14 protein-coding genes and 1 tRNA gene are annotated in these 16,576 nt (G+C 75.7%); 6 read left to right on the top strand and 9 right to left on the bottom strand.

The window, feature by feature from the left end; all coding sequences use genetic code 11:
- Positions 1 to 8 precede the first annotated feature (8 nt).
- Together O3T09_RS08630 and O3T09_RS08625 are read left to right on the top strand one after the other, a co-directional pair.
- Positions 9 to 473: a pyrimidine dimer DNA glycosylase/endonuclease V gene (locus tag O3T09_RS08630; protein ID WP_036336875.1), complete on the top strand. Its 465-nt coding sequence runs from the start codon at positions 9 to 11 to the stop codon at positions 471 to 473.
- Between the two features lie 40 nt (positions 474 to 513).
- On the top strand, positions 514 to 1,107 hold the full coding sequence (locus O3T09_RS08625) for a cyclodeaminase/cyclohydrolase family protein (protein WP_069941583.1): 594 nt from the start codon (positions 514 to 516) through the stop codon (positions 1,105 to 1,107).
- A 15-nt stretch (positions 1,108 to 1,122) separates the two neighbouring features.
- Here O3T09_RS08625 and dop read toward each other — a convergent pair whose 3' ends face one another.
- Genes dop through O3T09_RS08600 form a run of 5 tightly spaced genes read right to left on the bottom strand, consistent with a single transcriptional unit; the run spans position 1,123 to position 7,541 of the window.
- On the bottom strand, positions 1,123 to 2,844 hold the full coding sequence (gene dop / locus O3T09_RS08620; protein ID WP_069941582.1) for a depupylase/deamidase Dop: 1,722 nt from the start codon (positions 2,842 to 2,844) through the stop codon (positions 1,123 to 1,125).
- Positions 2,841 to 4,595: a proteasome ATPase gene (arc, locus tag O3T09_RS08615; protein ID WP_144820075.1), complete on the bottom strand. Its 1,755-nt coding sequence runs from the start codon at positions 4,593 to 4,595 to the stop codon at positions 2,841 to 2,843. Before arc ends, dop begins: the two co-directional genes overlap by 4 nt.
- A complete protein-coding gene (locus O3T09_RS08610; protein ID WP_070709752.1) occupies positions 4,596 to 5,660 on the bottom strand; it encodes a tRNA (adenine-N1)-methyltransferase in 1,065 nt (354 codons plus the stop codon).
- A 16-nt stretch (positions 5,661 to 5,676) separates the two neighbouring features.
- Positions 5,677 to 6,804: a site-2 protease family protein gene (locus tag O3T09_RS08605; protein ID WP_269295497.1), complete on the bottom strand. Its 1,128-nt coding sequence runs from the start codon at positions 6,802 to 6,804 to the stop codon at positions 5,677 to 5,679.
- Positions 6,801 to 7,541: an HAD family hydrolase gene (locus O3T09_RS08600; protein ID WP_101965455.1), complete on the bottom strand. Its 741-nt coding sequence runs from the start codon at positions 7,539 to 7,541 to the stop codon at positions 6,801 to 6,803. The genes O3T09_RS08605 and O3T09_RS08600 overlap by 4 nt, the downstream gene beginning before the upstream one ends.
- Before the next feature lie 91 nt (positions 7,542 to 7,632).
- On the opposite strand from O3T09_RS08600, the gene O3T09_RS08595 reads away from it, so the two are divergent.
- Positions 7,633 to 8,583, top strand: coding sequence for a proteasome assembly chaperone family protein (locus O3T09_RS08595; protein ID WP_036315178.1), 951 nt, complete (start codon positions 7,633 to 7,635; stop codon positions 8,581 to 8,583).
- 22 nt (positions 8,584 to 8,605) lie between these two features.
- Here the strand turns inward: O3T09_RS08595 and mshC are convergent, their stop codons facing one another.
- From mshC to O3T09_RS08580, 3 genes are all read right to left on the bottom strand, one after another.
- Positions 8,606 to 9,874: a cysteine--1-D-myo-inosityl 2-amino-2-deoxy-alpha-D-glucopyranoside ligase gene (gene mshC / locus O3T09_RS08590; RefSeq protein WP_036315180.1), complete on the bottom strand. Its 1,269-nt coding sequence runs from the start codon at positions 9,872 to 9,874 to the stop codon at positions 8,606 to 8,608.
- Between the two features lie 64 nt (positions 9,875 to 9,938).
- Positions 9,939 to 10,772 carry an undecaprenyl-diphosphate phosphatase gene (locus tag O3T09_RS08585; protein WP_269295496.1) on the bottom strand — a complete coding sequence of 278 codons (834 nt, stop codon included), beginning with the start codon at positions 10,770 to 10,772 and terminating at the stop codon, positions 9,939 to 9,941.
- 69 nt (positions 10,773 to 10,841) lie between these two features.
- Positions 10,842 to 11,060, bottom strand: a complete 219-nt coding sequence (locus tag O3T09_RS08580) for a hypothetical protein (protein WP_036315190.1) — start codon at positions 11,058 to 11,060, stop codon at positions 10,842 to 10,844.
- Between the two features lie 93 nt (positions 11,061 to 11,153).
- On the opposite strand from O3T09_RS08580, the gene O3T09_RS08575 reads away from it, so the two are divergent.
- Positions 11,154 to 11,393 carry a DUF5703 family protein gene (locus tag O3T09_RS08575; RefSeq protein WP_010078677.1) on the top strand — a complete coding sequence of 80 codons (240 nt, stop codon included), beginning with the start codon at positions 11,154 to 11,156 and terminating at the stop codon, positions 11,391 to 11,393.
- 52 nt (positions 11,394 to 11,445) lie between these two features.
- On the opposite strand, the gene O3T09_RS08570 is transcribed toward O3T09_RS08575, so the two are convergent.
- Positions 11,446 to 12,771: a M20/M25/M40 family metallo-hydrolase gene (locus tag O3T09_RS08570; protein ID WP_095695723.1), complete on the bottom strand. Its 1,326-nt coding sequence runs from the start codon at positions 12,769 to 12,771 to the stop codon at positions 11,446 to 11,448.
- A gap of 116 nt (positions 12,772 to 12,887) precedes the next feature.
- On the opposite strand from O3T09_RS08570, the gene O3T09_RS08565 reads away from it, so the two are divergent.
- Both O3T09_RS08565 and malQ read left to right on the top strand, forming a co-directional pair.
- Positions 12,888 to 12,971 (top strand) — tRNA-Leu (locus O3T09_RS08565).
- Between the two features lie 85 nt (positions 12,972 to 13,056).
- A complete protein-coding gene (malQ, locus tag O3T09_RS08560) occupies positions 13,057 to 16,566 on the top strand; it encodes a 4-alpha-glucanotransferase (RefSeq protein ID WP_101965456.1) in 3,510 nt (1,169 codons plus the stop codon).
- Positions 16,567 to 16,576 lie beyond the last annotated feature (10 nt).

Raw genomic sequence — 16,576 nt, 5'->3', positions numbered from 1 at the left:
ATGGGGGCATGCGTCTGTGGACCCTTCACCCCCGCCACCTCGACCGTCAGGGCCTGACGGGCGCCTGGCGCGAGGCCCTGCTCGCGCAGGCCGTCCTGGCCGGCCGCACGCGCGGGTATCGGGACCACCCGCAGCTGCTGAGGTTCCGGGAGCACCCGGACCCGTCCGGCGCGATCGGCGCGTTCCTCTCCGGCCTCGAGGCCGAGGCCACGGCGCGCGGCTATCGCTTCGACCACTCCCGGATCGACCGGCCGTGCCCCGCCCCCGACGGCGCGGTGCGCATCCCGCCCGCCGGTCTCGCACCGATCCCGGCCACCACGGGCCAGCGCGACCTGGAGTGGCGTCACCTGTGCGCCAAGCTGGCCGCGCGCAGCCCCGCCTGGCTCGAACGGTGGTCGGACACGCCCGTCCCCGACGTGCACCCGCTGTTCACGATCGTCCCGGGGCCGGTCGCCTCCTGGGAGCGCGCCTGAGGGCGGGCCGCGGTCGGGCCCGGTCTGGCACCGTGGGGGCATGATCCGCGACGAGAGCATCGAGAGCTATCTGGGGCGCCTCGCCTCCGGCGAGCCCACCCCCGGCGGCGGCGCGACGGGCGCGCTCGCGGTCGCCGAGGGCGCCGGACTGCTGGCCATGGCGGCCCGGTTCAGCGCGGCCGAGGAGGACGCCCGGGCATCGGAGGGCCTGATCGCGGCGTGCCTCGGCCTCGCCGACGGCGACGAGCGGGGCTTCGGCGCCGTGGCCGAGGCGTTCGGGCTGCCCCGCGACACCCCGGAGGACCGGGCCCGGCGCTCGGCCGCGATCCAGGCCGCCCTGGCCGAGGCTGTCCAGCCGCCCCGCGGGATCGTCGACGTCGCCGAGCGTGCACTGGGCCTGGCCGAGCGTGTGCTGGACGCGGCGAACCCGAACGTGCTCTCCGACGTCGGTGCGGCGCTCGGCTGCGTCCGGGGCGGCCTCACCGCCGCCGCGGTCACCCTCGAGACCAACCTGGGCCCCCTCCGCGACGAGGGCCTGGAGGGCGTCCTGCGCACCGACGTCGACCGGGCGGACCGTCTCGTCGCGCGGGCGGACGCCCTGCTGGGCCGCGTGCGCGCGGCCGTCGCGGGCTGAGCGCCCGCCCTCGCCTCAGGCCCGCGCGCCGAACAGCGGCGGCAGCGTGGCCACGAGCGCCTCGTCGTCGGGCCGGGGCGCGGCGGCGTCCTCCCACCAGCCGGGCAGGTCGACGGCGGCGCCGACCAGCGGCTCGGCCAGGTGCAGCCGGTGCACCCGCTCCCCCGCCCCGCGCAGCAGCAGCGTCTCCCACGCGGCGCCGGCCACGCGGTCACCGTGGCGGCCCACGAGGTTGCCGCGGGTCCACGCGCGGGTGGCCCGCGGCGGCATGCCGACGGCGGCACGGATCTCCGCCTCGTCGGCGAGCGTCCGGAGGGCGCCGGCGGCCACGAGGCGGCGGTGCAGGGAGCGGGCCGGGCGCAGGTCGGCGTACTGCAGGTCCACCATTGCGAGGCGGGGGTCGGTCCAGTCCGCGCCCGTGCGGGCCCGCAGGCCCTCGAGGACGCGCAGCTTGGCCGCCCAGTCGGCTCGGTCGCTCAGGGACAGCGGATCCGCGGTGGCGTCGTCGAGGTCGATGGCCCAGGCCTCCAGCACCTCGCGCGTCTGCGGATCCGTCACCCCGAAGGCAGCGCAGTGGGCGCGGGCCGCGTCCAGGTAGGACCGCAGGATCTGCAGCCCGGTCCAGTGCCGGCGCACGGGGCCGTCCGCGGTGCGTTCGAGCAGGGGCACCGTGGCCCGCAGACCCGGGTCGTGGCTGATCGTCTGCAACGCGGCCACCGGGTCGTCCAGGGTGAGCCGGTGCGCCGTCCCGGCCTCGGCCATCGCGAGGACGAGCGCGGTCATGCCCATCCGCAGCCACGTGGCGTGCTGGCTCAGCGTCGCGTCGCCGATGATCACGTGGAGTCGGCGGTAGGCCTCGGGGCGGGCGTGCGGCTCGTCCCGCGTGTTGACGATCGGCCGGTGGATCGTGGTCTCCAGGCCCACGGGCTCCTCGAAGTAGTCGGCCCGCTGGGACAGCTGGAAGCCCGGCCGCTCCCCCGCCGGGCCGAGTCCCACGCGGCCCGCGCCCACGAGCACCTGCCGCGCCGCGAAGAACGGCAGCAGGACGGCGGTGAGCTCCTCGAAGTCGAGGGACCGGGCCACGAGGTAGTTCTCGTGCGCGCCGTAGGACTGGCCCTTGCCGTCCACGTTGTTCTTGTAGACCAGCACCTCCGGGGCGCCCTCGGCCTGGCCGATGTGCTCGGCCGCCGCCTGGGCGACCAGGTCCCCGGCGGCGTCCCAGACCATGGCGTCCCGCGGGGTGGTCGTCTCCGGCGACGAGTACTCCGGGTGGGCGTGGTCCACGTACCAGCGCGCGCCGTTGGCCAGCACGGTGGACAGCAGCAGGTGCACGGGCTCCCCGTCCGGGCCCACGAGCGCCTCGTCGGTCAGCTGCGAGGGGTGCGCCGCCGAACGCGGCAGCCGCCAGCCGCGGGCGTCCACGAGCGGCGACTCCCCCGTGTAGTCCCACTCCGTGCCGGCCACCGCCGAGCCGGAGCGGGTGACCAGGTCCGCGTACGCGTTCACGAGCTCGACCGAGAGCACGCTGTGGTGCGCCCCCGGGTTGGCCGGCGCGTGGATGCCGAACTCGGTCTCCGTGCCCATCACCCGGTGCACGCCCCAGCCGGCGGCGTCCCGCCCGTTCGGGGGCACCGCCGCGCCGTGGAACAGCCGGCGCTGGCCCTCGAAGGCGGGGGTCGGGCCGACGTCGACGGCCCGAGCGAAGCCGTCCGCGGCCCCGCGGCCGAACGCGCTCATGCCTCGACCCCCCGGACCATGCGCAGCGAGCGCAGCCGAGGACCGCGCCAGCCGGAGGTGCGCGCCCACTCGGCGGGCGCGACCGTGGCCAGCAGGTCCGTCTGGTCCTCCAGCACCGCGGCCACGGCCTCGCGCAGGTGGCCCTCGCGGACGCCGAGCGCGGCCGGGGCCTGGCCGGCGGCGAGGTAGTCACGCACCGCGTGCCGCTTGGCGCGGTCCACGACGTCGGCCACCACAGCGCCCGAGACGAGGTCGGCCAGGTGCAGGGCATGGGTCGTGCCGGACACGTCCGTCAGCTCCGCCAGCGCGGTGTCTCCGCCGCGGTCGTAGAGGGCGGCGACCGTCCGGGCGATGAGCGTCGCGCGGGCCGCGTCCGCGGAGCCGGCCGCCGCGACGTCGTCGGCGTGCAGGGGCACGTCCGCGGTGAGGTGCTTGGCCATGATCTCCGCGGCGCCGGCGGCGTCGGGACGGTCCACGCGGATCTTCACGTCCAGTCGGCCGGGGCGGAGCACGGCCGGGTCGATCATGTCCTCTCGGTTGGAGGCGCCGATGACGATCACGTTCTCGAGGGCCTCGACGCCGTCGATCTCGGTGAGCAGCTGCGGGACGATCGTGGTCTCCACGTCCGAGGAGACGCCGGAGCCGCGCGTGCGGAACAGCGACTCCATCTCGTCGAAGAAGATGACCACGGGGAAGCCGGCGTGGGCCTTCTCGCGGGCCCGGTCGAAGATGACGCGGATCTGCCGCTCGGTCTCGCCCACGTACTTGTTCAGCAGCTCGGGTCCCTTGACGTTGAGGAAGAACGAGCGCTCGCCGTCCGCGCTGCGGGCCGAGAGGGCGTTGGCCACGGCCTTGGCGAGCATGGTCTTGCCGGTGCCGGGCGGGCCGTACAGCATGATCCCCTTGGGGGCGCGCAGACCGTGCTCGCGGTAGACCTCCGGGTGCAGGAACGGGATCTCGACGGCCTCGCGGATCCGGTCGATCTGCGGGCCGAGGCCGCCGATGTCCTCGAACGTGACGTCCGGGACCTCTTCCAGCAGCACCTCGTCCACCTCGGACAGCTCGACCCGCCGCAGCGCCCATTCGACGCGGGCGTCCACGGTGACGGCGTCCCCGTGGCGCAGGTCGACGCCCTCCAGCGCGGGCGCGCGCCGCACCACGCGCTCCTCGTCCGCCGTGCCGGCCAGGACGAGGCCGCCGTCGGGCAGCGCCTCCTTGACGCGCAGCAGCTGACCCGACCCCGTGCCCGGGGCGACGCCGACGATCGAGCTGGACTCGTCCAGCAGCACCTGGGCGCCGGGGGTGAGGCGGGCGGCGTCGAGCAGTGGGGAGACCGTCACGCGCAGCCGCCGGCCGTTCTGCACGACGTCCGCTCCCCCGCGCACCACGGCGCCGGTCTCCACGCCCTCCTCGGGCTCGCGCGGGGCGTGGACGGCCTCGAGGGTGGCGAAGGTGAACGGCGGATGCGTGACGGCGTCCAGGTTCTCCTTGAGCGTCGTGATCTCGGCGCGCGTGGCCTCGAGCAGCTCGACCATGCGCCGGTTGTTGCGGGCGGCCGTCTGCGTCTGGGCCTCGGCGGCCCGACGGCGTTCGCTCAGGCCGGCGGCGTGCCGCTGGGCGGACTGCAGCTGGTGCCGCAGCCGTTCGGCCTCGGCCTGGGATTGCCGCAGCAGCTCCCGCGCCTCGGCGAGGCGCTGCTCGGCGTGCTCCGTGCCTGATTGCGCGTGGTGGTCCACCGGTGCTCCGTCCACTCAGTCCTGCTCCCCGGTCTGGGTCCTCCCACCGTACGCGTCCACGCCCTGCTCGGCGGCGCGTGACCGCGCGGCCATGAGGCGGGCCTCCTTCGCCGCCTTGCGCGCCTTCTTGTCCGTGATCGGCCGTTCGCCGAGGGCCTCGGGCGTCCACCGGGCCGCGTCGGCCGGCTGCCAGGCCTCGACGTCCTCGGCCTTGAACTCGGAGACCTTGGAGCGCTTCTTCAGGCGCAGCGCCTCCTCGCCCGAGGCCAGGCGGCGGGCCGTGAGGAGGAAGCCGGTGTGCGCGACCATGCGGTGGTCGGGGCGCACGGCGAGCCCGTCCAGGTGCCAGCCGCGCACGAGGGTCTCGTTGGCCTCGACCTGCGTGAAGCGGCCCGAGTCCCGGATGGCCTCGGCCACGCGGGAGAGCTGGGTGGCGGTGGCCACGTAGTTCAGCCACACACCGCCGGGGGCCAGGACCTCGGCGACGGCGTCGAGGCATTCCCAGGGGGCCAGCATGTCCAGGACCACCCGGTCCACGGAGCCCGGCTCGTGGACCTTGGGCATCTCCTCCTGCGCGTCGCCGAGGTGCACCGACCAGGCGGGGTGCTCGGCGCCGAAGAAGGCCTCCACATTGGCCCGGGCGACGTCCGCGAACTCCGGGCGGCGCTCGTAGGAGTGCAGGCGACCGTGGTCGCCCACGGCGCGCAGCAGGGACATGGACAGGGCGCCGGAGCCCACGCCGGCCTCGACCACGACGGCGCCCGGGAAGATGTCCGCCTGCTGCACGATCTGCGCCGCGTCCTTCGGGTAGACCACCGTGGCGCCGCGGGGCATGGACAGGACGAAGTCGTTCAGCAGGGGGCGCAGCACCTGGTACGGCTGGCCGGCCGAGTTCTCGACCACGACGCCCTCGAAGCCGCCGATCAGGTCGTCGTGCCGCAGCACGCCCTGGTAGCTGTGGAACTCCCCGCCGGGCAGCAGGGTGATCGTGTTGAGGCGGCCCTTCGCGTCCTTGATCTGCACGCGCTGGCCGGCCCGCAGGGGGCCGCGGCGCGCGCTCACGCCGGTGGGTTCGGTCATGGGGGGCTCCTTCGGTTCAGGGACGCCGCGTCGCGTCGACGGCGGCGAGGATCGTCTCGCGGGGCACCACGGAGCGCACGAGGCCGTGCGCGTCGGTCAGCACCCACACGGGGGTCTGGGGGTCGGCCAGGCGGGCGGCCAGGTCGGGACCGGCGGCGGGGACGTCGTCGCGGACGAGGACGGCCTCCGGGGCCAGCGCGACGGCGACCGCGGCCAGGGCGGTGGTCGTGCGGCGCGCCGGGGTGAGGCCCGCCGCGGCCGTGTGGTCCAGCACGCCGCGGGGCCGACCGGCCCCGTCCACGGCCACGACGGCGCGGCGGCCGCCGTCCGCCTGGGCCAGGGCCTCGGCGACGCAGAGGTGCTCGGGCAGGGCGATGGCGGGCACCTCGACCTGCTCGAGCCGCAGGGTCTCCAGCCGGCGGCTCCAGCGCCCGTGGCGCACGGCGTCGTCCGCGCCCCGCCACAGCGTGAGGGCGACCCAGGCCGCCAGGACGACGACGAACAGGTCCGGCGCGCGGCCTGCGAGGGTCGGGGGGCCGAACACCGCCGCGAGGACGCCCACCGCGACGACGCGCCCGGCCCAGCCGGCCGCCTCGACGCCACGGGCCCGGGAGCCGGTGGCGGCCCAGACGGCGGACTCGACCATGCGGCCGCCGTCGAGCGGGGTGCCCGGCAGCGCGTTGAACGCGGCCAGGAGGAGGTTGGCCCACACCGTGACCTCGAGCAGCAGGGCGGGGACGGACGGGCCGGGCACGGCGCGGGCCGCCAGGTGGGCGAGGCCCGCGAGCACGAGGTTCGCGGCGGGGCCGGCCATCGCGGTGAGGACCGTGTCCAGCGGTCGGGCGGACGGGCTGCGGAACTGGGTGTGCCCGCCCCACAGGGTGAGCGCGATCTCCTCGGTGCGCTGGCCGAAGGCGCGGCCGGTGAGGGCGTGGGCGGCCTCGTGGACCAGGACGGAGAGGGCCAGGAGCACGGCGTACCCCAGGGCGACCGCGTAGGCGCCGCCGCCGATCGCGGGCAGCGCGCGCTGGATCTGCGGGCCGAACGCGAGGGTGATGACCGCGGCGATCAGGAGCCAGGACCAGGACAGGCGCACCGGCGCGCCGGCGATCGTGCCCAGCCGGACGGAGGCGGGCCCGCTCATCCGGCCCCGTCCGCCCCGGGCCCGCGCGCGGCGGCGATCCGGCGGACCGCGGCGAGGTCGGCCGGCGTGCGGCCGGCGAGCGTCGTCCACTCGACGGTCGCGAGCCCCGCCGGCAGCGGCAGCACGCTGGGCACGCCGACCGTCGGCAGGCCCGCGGCCACGGCCGCGCCGACGCCCACCGGGGAGTCCTCGACCGCCACACAGTCGGCGGCCGTCGGCCCCGGTGTCCGCTCGGCCAGCAGCTGCAGGCCCAGCTGGTACGCCTCCGGGTCGGGCTTGCCCCGGGAGACCATGTCCCCCGAGACGACGACGTCCAGCGTGCCCGCCGGCGCCCGCTCGGCCAGTGCGCGGGCCAGTGGGGCATGGGACATCGTCACGAGGGCGCCCGGCACGCCGGCCTCGGCGAGCGCGACGAGCAGCTCCCGGGCACCCGGCCGCCATGGCACCCCACGGACGACCCCCTGGACGACCTCGTCCATCGTCAGGTCGATGATCCGCTGCACGGGCAGGTCCAGCCCGGCCTCCTGCAGGCGGCGCGCTCCCTCGTCGAGGGGGCGTCCCACGAGGGAGGCGGCCAGGTCATCCGACCAGGTGCCGCCGTGCTCGACCACCAGGCGGCGCTGGACGGCGTTCCACAGGGGCTCCGTGTCCACGAGGGTGCCGTCCATGTCCCACAGGACGGCGCGTGGCAGGCGGCGGGCACGGTCGTCCGGGGCGGGCGCGGGGTGGCGGGGCATGGAGTGCATCCTATCGAGCGCCGCCGCCGGGGTGTGCGGGGCGGGTCGCGGGCCGTGGCCCCGTCGTCGGGCCGTGTCTAGGCTGGCCGCCATGACCGACGCTACCTCCGAGGACCAGCCGGACGACGTCCTGGGCCCGCTGCGGACCCACCTGACGGCGACCGTGGACGAGCTCGAGGCCGGGCGGCGGGCCCCCACGGTCCTGTTGCTGGCCTTCGAGGGGTGGAACGACGCCGGGGAGGCCGCGACCGGGGCCCTGGGCGCGCTGCGGGAGCAGTGGGACGCGGCGGACGCGGGACGGGTGTGCGACGGCGAGTTCTACGACTACCAGGTCACTCGACCCCTGGTCCGGCGCGACGCCGACGGGCTGGGGACGCTGGACTGGCCGGCGGTCACCCTGCACGAGGCGCTCCTGGACCGTGAGGGTCGGCCCGTCGCGGGCGAGGCTGCCCCGCCGGACGGGGTGCGTGTGCTCCTCGCCGTCGGCGTGGAGCCGAACGTGCGGTGGCGCGCGTTCCTCGAGGAGCTGTTCACGGCGGCCGACGCGCGTGACGTGGACGCCGTCGTGACGCTGGGCGCGCTGCTGGCGGACGTGCCCCACACCCGGCCCCTGCGCGCCCGCCCGACCTCGCCGCTCGTGGACGTGCGGGTGGCCGTCGGCGCGGACCGTCCGGTCTACGAGGGGCCCACCGGGATCATCGGCGTCATCGCGGACGAGGCCGCGCGCCGCGGCCTGCCGAGCCTCTCGCTGTGGGGGACGGTGCCCCACTACGTGGCCCAGGCGCCCTCCCCCAAGACGCTGCTCGGGCTGGTCGAGGCGGTCGAGGACCTGCTGCACGTGAGCGTGTCCACGCGCGGGCTCGAGGACGACGCGAGGGCCTGGCAGCGCGGCGTGGACGAGCTGGCCGCCGAGGACCCCGACGTCGCCGCCTACGTCCGGCAGCTCGAGGAGGCCCAGGACACCCAGCAGCTGCCGGAGGCCTCGGGCGAGTCGATCGCGCGGGAGTTCGAGCGCTATCTGCGCGGGCGCGGCGGACGCTGACGCCCGGCCGCGCCCGGCGGGGTCAGCGCAGGCGCAGACCCAGCAGCGCCGCCACGACGTCGACCACCGGCAGCGGGTCGGCGGCGGCCTCGGCCAGGCCCGGCAGGGTGCCGGCCGCCCATGCGTCGAGGGCCTCCAGCGCGCGGGGGGCGTCGAGGTCGTCCGAGAGCGCCGCGTGCACCGCGTCCAGCACGGCGACGCCGGCGGCGGCATGCGGTCCGTCCAGGGCGGCGCGCCAACGGGCCACCCGCGCCTGGGCGTCGGCCAGCACCTGCTCGGACCACTCCCAGTCCGACCGGTAGTGGTGCGCGAGGATCGCCGCGCGGACGGCCACCGGCTCGACGCCCCGCGCCCGCAGGCGGGAGACGAGTTCGAGGTTGCCGAGGGACTTGGACATCTTCTCGCCGTCCAGGGCCACCATGCCGGTGTGCGCGTAGGTGTGCGCGAGCGGCAGGCCGTCGACGGCGGTGGCGTGCGCGGCGGAGAACTCGTGGTGCGGGAACCGCAGGTCGGAGCCGCCGCCTTGCACCGTGAACGGCGCCGGCAGGTGGGCCCGGGAGATCACGGAGCACTCGATGTGCCAGCCGGGCCGGCCGGAGCCGAGCGACCGACCGTCCCAGGCCGGCTCGCCCTCGCGGTGCACGCGCCACAGCAGCGGGTCCAGCGGGTCGCGCTTGCCGGGGCGGTCGGGATCGCCTCCCCGCTCCGGGAACACCGCGGCCATCTCGTCCAGGCCCATCGCGGAGACCTGCCCGAGGCGCCAGTCGGTCGCGGACTGGGCCGCGCGGACGTCGAAGTAGACGTCCCCGTCGGGCTCGCCGTCGCCGCCCGGCACGCGGTAGGCCCGGCCCGCCGCCAGCATCGTCTCGACGGCGTCCACCACCAGGCCCACCGCCTCGGTCGCGCCGACGTAGTGGTCCGGGGCGAGCACCTCGAGGGCGGCCATGTCCGCACGGAACAGGTCGGTCTGCTCCTCGGCGAGCGCGCGCCAGTCGACGCCGGTCGCCTCGGCCCGCTCGAGCAGGGGGTCGTCCACGTCGGTCACGTTCTGGACGTAGGCGACCTCGAGACCGGCCGCGCGCCAGTAGCGGTGCAGCAGGTCGAAGGCCACATAGGTGCTCGCGTGGCCGAGATGCGTCGCGTCGTACGGGGTGATCCCGCAGACGTACAGCGAGGCGCGCTGCGCGTCGTTGCCCGGATGCCGAGTCCGTCCCGTGGCGGTGTCGTGCAGCCGCAGCCGGTCGGGGCGGCTCGGCACGGCGGGCGGGGCGGGGGTGCTCCAGGACTTCACGGGACTCCTCAGATCGGGGTGGTTCGGCGGTGCCGGGCCGCCATGCCCGGCGGCGGGAGCGGGCTCAGGCGCTGATGACGCCCGCGCCCAGCAGGGCGAACAGGACGCCGCCCAGGAGGATGCGGTACCAGACGAACGGCAGGTACGAGTTGGTGCTGATGAAGCGCATGAGCCAGGCGATGACCGCGTAGGCCACCACGAAGGCGATCGCGGTCGCGACTAGCGTCTCCCCCATGCCGTACGGGCCCTGCGTGCCGGGATCGGTGAGCGAGGTGTACAGCTTGTACAGGCCGGAGGCGAACACGGCGGGCACCGCCAGCAGGAACGCGTAGCGGGTGGCGGCGGGCCGGGTGTAGCCCATGGCCAGGCCGGCCGCGATGGTGCCGCCGGAGCGCGAGACGCCCGGGATCAGCGCGAGGGCCTGGGCCAGGCCGTAGAGGACGCCGTCCCGCACGGTGAGCTTCTCGAGCGGCGTGGTCTGACGGCCGAGCCGGTCCGCCAGGGCGAGCAGGACGCCGAACACGATGAGCATGGTCGCCGTGATCCACAGCGACCGGAACTCCGTGTCGATCCAGTCCTCCAGCAGCAGGCCCAGGACCGCGATCGGGATCGAGCCCACGATGATCAGCCAGCCCATGCGCGCATCGGGGTCCGAGTGCGGGATCCGCCCCGTGACCGCGGCGCACCACCGGCCGATGATGCGGGTGATGTCGCGCCAGAAGTAGATGAGGACCGCCAGCTCCGTGCCGAGCTGCGTGATGGCCGTGAAGGCCGCCCCCGGGTCGGTCGCGGAGGGCAGGAACTCGCCCACGATGCGGATGTGGGCGGAGGAGGAAATGGGCAGGAACTCCGTGAGGCCCTGCACCAGGCCCAGGATGATGGCTTCGATCCACGTCACGGAGGGTCACTGTACGCCACGGCCCCGGGTGGGAACCCGGGGCCGTGCGATCCGTCACGAGCAGGACGGTCAGTCGTCGTCGTCCTCGTCGTCGAAGAGGTCGAGCGGGGTGACCTCCTCGGTGTCCGCGTACAGGGCGTCCTCGTAGGCCTCGAAGGCGTCGGCCACGGCGAAGAAGGCGGCTTCGACGGCGGGGTCGTCCTCGCCCCGCTTGTTCTGCGCGGCCACGAGGTGTTCGTTCAGGGCGGTGGTGAGGGCCTCGAGGGCCATGCGGGCGTCAGAGCTCATGGGTGAACGGTAACCCGGTGGCCGGTGACGCGGCCAGGGGTGGGCCGTACGGGACCGGCCGCCGGACCCGACGCCGTCTGCCAGGATGGGCGGGTGCGTGAACAGCTGATGTCCTCGACCCTCGACGCGATCTCTCGCGGACAGAAGTGGGAGTACCTGGTGATGACGGTCGCCCCCCACGAGTCCCTCGCCGACGCCCGGCGGCGCCTCGTGGAGCACGCGGAGTACGGCCAATGGGAGCTGCAGCGCTCCGTGCACTACCGTGACGGGGCGCGCCGCTACTGGATGCGCCGCCGCGTGATGCGCGTGGCCTCGACCCTGCAGACCCTCTGAGGCGCGGGCGCGACGACGCCGCCCCGGCCGTCGTCGCCGCCCGCGGCCCGGATCAGCGCGGCTCCAGCATCCGCTCGAGCACCCGGCAGCCGAACTCGAGCGCGTCCACGGGCACCCGCTCGTCGATGCCGTGGAACAGGGACGTGAAGGCCAGGTCGGCGGGCAGGCGCATGGGCGCAAAGCCGTAGCCGGTGATGCCCAGCCGGGAGAGGGACTTGTTGTCCGTGCCCCCGCCGAGCATGAACGGCAGCACCTGGGCCTCGGGGTCCTCCGCCTGCAGCGCGGCGATCATCAGCTCCACCAGGTCCCCGGAGAAGGGGGTCTCCAGGGCGACGTCCCGGTGCTCGGGCGCGATGGTCACCTCGGGGCCGGCGAGCTCGGCGATCGTGGCGAGGGCGGACTCCTCCTCCCCGGGGATCAGGCGGACGTCCACGGTGCCGGTGGCCGAGGACGGGATGACGTTGTGCTTGTAGCCGGCGGTCAGCCCCGTCGGGTTGGACGAGGTGCGCAGGGTGCCGGCCACCCAGGAACGGGCCTGCCCGAGCGCGTCGAGCTGCGGCGTCGGGTCCGTCTCATCGAAGTCCACGCCCATGATCTCGGCCACCTGTTCGAGCAGCGCGCGCGTGGTCTTGGTGTACACGAGCGGCCACTCGTGCCCGCCGATGCGGGTCATGGCGCCGGCCAGCCGGGTGACCGCGTTGTCCGGGTGCGGGGCCGAGCCGTGCCCGGGGGCGCCCTCCGCGGTGAGGTTCAGCCAGGCGAGCCCCTTCTCCGCGGTCTGCACGAGGTAGGCGCGCGAGCCGTGCACCTCGGTGGAGAAGCCGCCCACCTCGGAGATCGCCTCGGTGCACCCGTCGAACACCTCGGGGTGGTGGTCCACGACCCAGCGTGCGCCGTAGACGCCGCCGGCCTCCTCGTCGGCGAAGAACGCGACCGTCAGGGGGCGCCGCGGCCGGCGGCCCGTGCGGGCCAGGTGCAGCAGCACCGCGAGCACCATGGCGTCCATGCCCTTCATGTCCACGGCGCCGCGCCCCCAGATCATGCCGTCCTTGAGCTCGGCGCCGAACGGGTCCACGCTCCACTCGTCCGCCTCGGCGGGGACCACGTCCGTGTGCCCGTGGATGACGAGCCCCGGCGCCTCCGGATCCCAGCCCGGCAGGTGTCCGACGACGGAGACCCGGCCCGGCGCCGACTCGAAGAAGCGGGGGGTCATCCCCGCCTCGGTCATGAGCCGGGCGCAGTACTCCGCGGCCTCAGGCTCACCGACGGAGACGTTGCCCCCGCGGTTGGTCGTGTCGATCCGGATGAGGTCGCGGCAGATCTCCACGACGCGGTCCTCGGGGCGCGAGCGGGCGGGGTTCACGATGTTCTCGACCATGGTTTTGAGCCTAGCCCGAACCCGTGCTATCTTTCTCGAGTTGCCCGGAGCGGGACGGACCGGACAGGACCGGAACGCGGCGGGCGACGGAGCCTCTCCCAGGGCTCCACCGATGAGCGCGAGTGGCGGAATTGGTAGACGCGCAGCGTTGAGGTCGCTGTGTCCGCAAGGACGTGGGGGTTCAAGTCCCCCCTCGCGCACCGCTCGTCGAGCAGCAGGGCCCCGGTCGTCACGACCGGGGCCCTGCGTGTTCCCCGGACCGGCGTCCCCTCTAGAGTGGTGTCTGTGCGACGGCAGGCGCCGTCGGTGGAACCGCACGACGGCATGGAGGACCTGATGGCCCTGGAAGCCCCCGCACTGCTGCACCGGCTCGCGCGAGCCCACGGGGTGCAGCCCGAGTACGTCGGGCAGGACGGCTCGGCCCAGACCGTGCCGGACGAGGCCCTCGTGAAGGTGCTCGCCGCCCTCGGGGTGTCGGTCCGTCCGGACGGGGTCGCCGCTCTGGCCGAGGCGCTGGAGGAGGCGGAGACGGCCCCCTGGCGGGACGTGCTCCCGCCCACCGTGGCCGCCCGGTCCGGCCACCGCCTGTCCGTGCCGTGCCACGTGGCCGCGGGCGAGCCGGTCGTGGCCCGCGTGCGCACGGAGGACGGGCGGACCCTCGAGGTGAGCGTGAGCGAGCCGGTGTCCGAGGTCCGCCTCGTGGACGGCGTCGAACGCGAGCGCGTCCACGTTCAGATCCCCGCCGACCTCGCCCCGGGCTGGCACCGGCTGGAGGTGACCAGCGGCTCCGGCTCCACCGCCTCCGCGGTCCTGGTCTGCGCCCCGACCCGGCTGAGCACGGCGCGTCCCTTCCTCGAGCGCCGCGGCTGGGGCGCGGCCGCGCAGGGCTACTCGGTGACCTCGGCGGACTCGTGGGGCATCGGCGACGCGGCGGACATGGCGTCCCTGGCCGAGATCGTCGCCCGGCACGGTGCCGACTTCCTGCTGCTGCACCCCCTGCACGCGATCGAGCCCGGCCCCCATCCGGCGGACTCCCCCTACTCCCCCGTCTCCCGTCGGTTCCTCTCGGCGCTGGTCGTGCACGTGCCCTCGATCCCCGAGTTCGCCGACCTGCCCGCCGCGGAGCAGGCGGAGCTGCGGTCGGCCGGCGCCCGCGTCCAGGCGGAGCTGGAGCGCACCGGCCGGATCGATCGGGCCGCCGTCGCCGCCGTCCTGTGGCCCGCGCTGCGCCGCGTGCACGAGGTGCCCCGCTCCCCCGAGCGCGAGGCCGCCTACGCACGGTTCCGCGCCGAGGCCGGCCCGGGCCTGGACGACTTCGCCCTCTGGTCCGTCCTGCGGCTGGACGGCGACGGCACCGGACCCGATCTCGCCGACCCGGCCTGGGCGCCGGGCGGGGTCGAGGCGGAGCGGGTCCGCGTCGAACGCGCGACCGACGTCGACCTGCACCGCTGGGTGCAGTGGATCGCCGCCGAGCAGCTCGCCGGCGTGCAGGAGCGGGCCCGGGCGGCCGGCATGCGCATGGGCGTCATGGTGGACCTGGCGGTCGGGGCGACCCGCGAGACCGCGGACGCGTGGATGCTCGGGGACGTGCTGGTGCCGACCATGTCCGTCGGCGCGCCGCCCGAGCTGTTCAACCAGCTGGGCCAGGACTGGTCGCAGCACCCCTGGCATCCGCGCCGCCTGGCCGAGACCGGCTACGCCGCGTTCCGGGACATGCTGCGCACCGTGCTGCGCGGCGCGGGCGGCATCCGGATGGACCACGTCCTGGGGCTGTTCCGCCTGTGGTGGATCCCGGAGGGCGCCGGTGCCACCCAGGGCGCGTACGTCGAATACGACCACGAGGCGATGCTCGCCGTGCTCACGCTCGAGGCCGAGCGGGCCGGCGTCGTCGTGGTGGGCGAGGACCTCGGCACGTTCGAGCCGTGGGTGCAGCGCCGCCTGGCCGAGGCCGGCGTGCTCGGCACGTCGATCCTGTGGTTCGAACAGGAGGACGGCGAGCCCACCCCGCCGGAGCGCTACCGGCGGCTGGCCATGGCGGCGGTGAACACGCACGACCTGCCGCCCACGGCCGGTTACCTCGAGGGCGTCCAGGTGGACCTGCGCGAACGGCTGGGCCTCTACACCGTGGACGTCGCCCAGGAACGCCGCCGGTCGGCGGAGGAGGTGCGCGCGTTCCTCGCCGCCGCGGCCCGGCGCGGGCTGCTCGCCGAGGCGGACGTGGACGTCCCCGACGCCGGCCCCGAGGTGCGCGAACGCCAGATCGTGGCCCTGCACCGCCTGCTCGCGCAGGCGCCCTCGGCCCTGCACAGCGTGGCGCTCGTGGACGCCGTGGGCGAGCGGCGCATCCAGAACCAGCCCGGCACCCTCCAGGACCAGTACCCGAACTGGACTGTGCCGCTCGGCGACGGCGCCGGACGGATGGTCTCCGTCGAGGACCTGGCGGACTCGGCGTCGGCGGCCCGGCTGTTCGACGCCGTGGACGCCGAACTGCGGGCGTCCGTGCCGGTGGGGATCGGGGTCAGCCTGCACACCTCCCCCCTGGCCCAGCCCGGCCGCGGCGACGCCGGCGGCATGAACGTCTACGTGCGGCAGGCCGCCGTGGCCCTGGCCCGCCGGGGCGTGCGGATGATCCTGCTGACCCGGGCGGAGGAGCCGGTGGGAGCGGATGGCGCACGGGTCCGGATGCTGGACGCCGGCGGGCAGGCCCCGCCGGTCACGGTCGTGGACCTCGCCGCCGGGCCGTCCGCTCCCGTGCCCAAGGAGGAGCTGGCGGGACTCGGCGCCGAGTTCACCCGCGCGGCCCTGGACTGGCTCGCCTCGGACGCCGTGCCGGGCGGTCCCGTCCTCGGTGGCGCGGACGCCCCGCCCGTCGCGTTCGTGCACGGCCACTACTGGCTCTCCGGGTCCACCGCCGCGGCGCTGGCGCGGGCGGCGCACGCCCCGTACCTGCAGACCATGCACACCACGGCGGCGGCGAAGATGCTCGAGGACCCCGAGCTGCGCGAGCCGGCCGCGCGGATCGAGGCCGAGCGCGAGGTCGCCGAGCGGGCCGACCTGCTCGTGGTCAACTCCGCCGCCGAGGTCGCCGACCTGCGCGAGCTGCTGGACGTGCCCCGCGCCCGCACCCGGGTGCTGCCCCCCGGGGCCGACCTCGAGACGTTCACGCCGGAGGGCGCCGCGCAGTGGCCGGGCGCCCCGGAGGACGACGGGGCCCTGCGCGTCCTGTTCGCCGGCCGCGTGCAGCGGCACAAGGGCCCGCACCTGCTCGTGGCCGCCCTCGGGGTGCTGCGCGAGCGGGCCGGTGGCGCGGGCGCCGACCCGGGGGTGCGCCTGCACGTGAACGGGGCCGCTTCGGGGGACGACGAGCTGGACCTGGCGGGCCTGGCCGCGCGGGAGGGGGTCGCCGACCTGGTGACGTTCTCCGGGCCGGTGCCCGCGCCCGCCCTGGCCGCCCAGTTCCGGGCGGCGGACGTCGTGGCGATGCCGAGCGCGTCCGAGACCTACGGCCTGGTCGCCCTCGAGGCACAGGCCTGCGGCACGCCCGTGCTGGCGCACCGGGTCGGCGGACTGGTCTACGCGGTCCTCGACGGCGTGTCCGGCCGCCACGTGACGGCGGGCACCCCCGAGGCGTGGGCCGATGCCCTGGCCGAGATCCTGGCGGATCGTGACGCCTGGGCGGCACTGGGGACCGGCGCCGTGCGCCACGCCGCCGGTCACTCGTGGGAGGCCTACGCGGACGGGCTGCTCGAGGCCGTCACCGCCGTGCCGCGGCGGTCGCCCGGGCTGGACGCCTGACCGCCCGAAC

It is taken from the genome of Micrococcus sp. H39-S4, from assembly GCF_027158145.1.
Lineage (GTDB): Bacteria > Actinomycetota > Actinomycetes > Actinomycetales > Micrococcaceae > Micrococcus > Micrococcus luteus.
The sequence above is the reverse complement of the archived record's forward strand: the minus strand, read 5'-3'. Positions and strand labels throughout refer to the sequence as shown.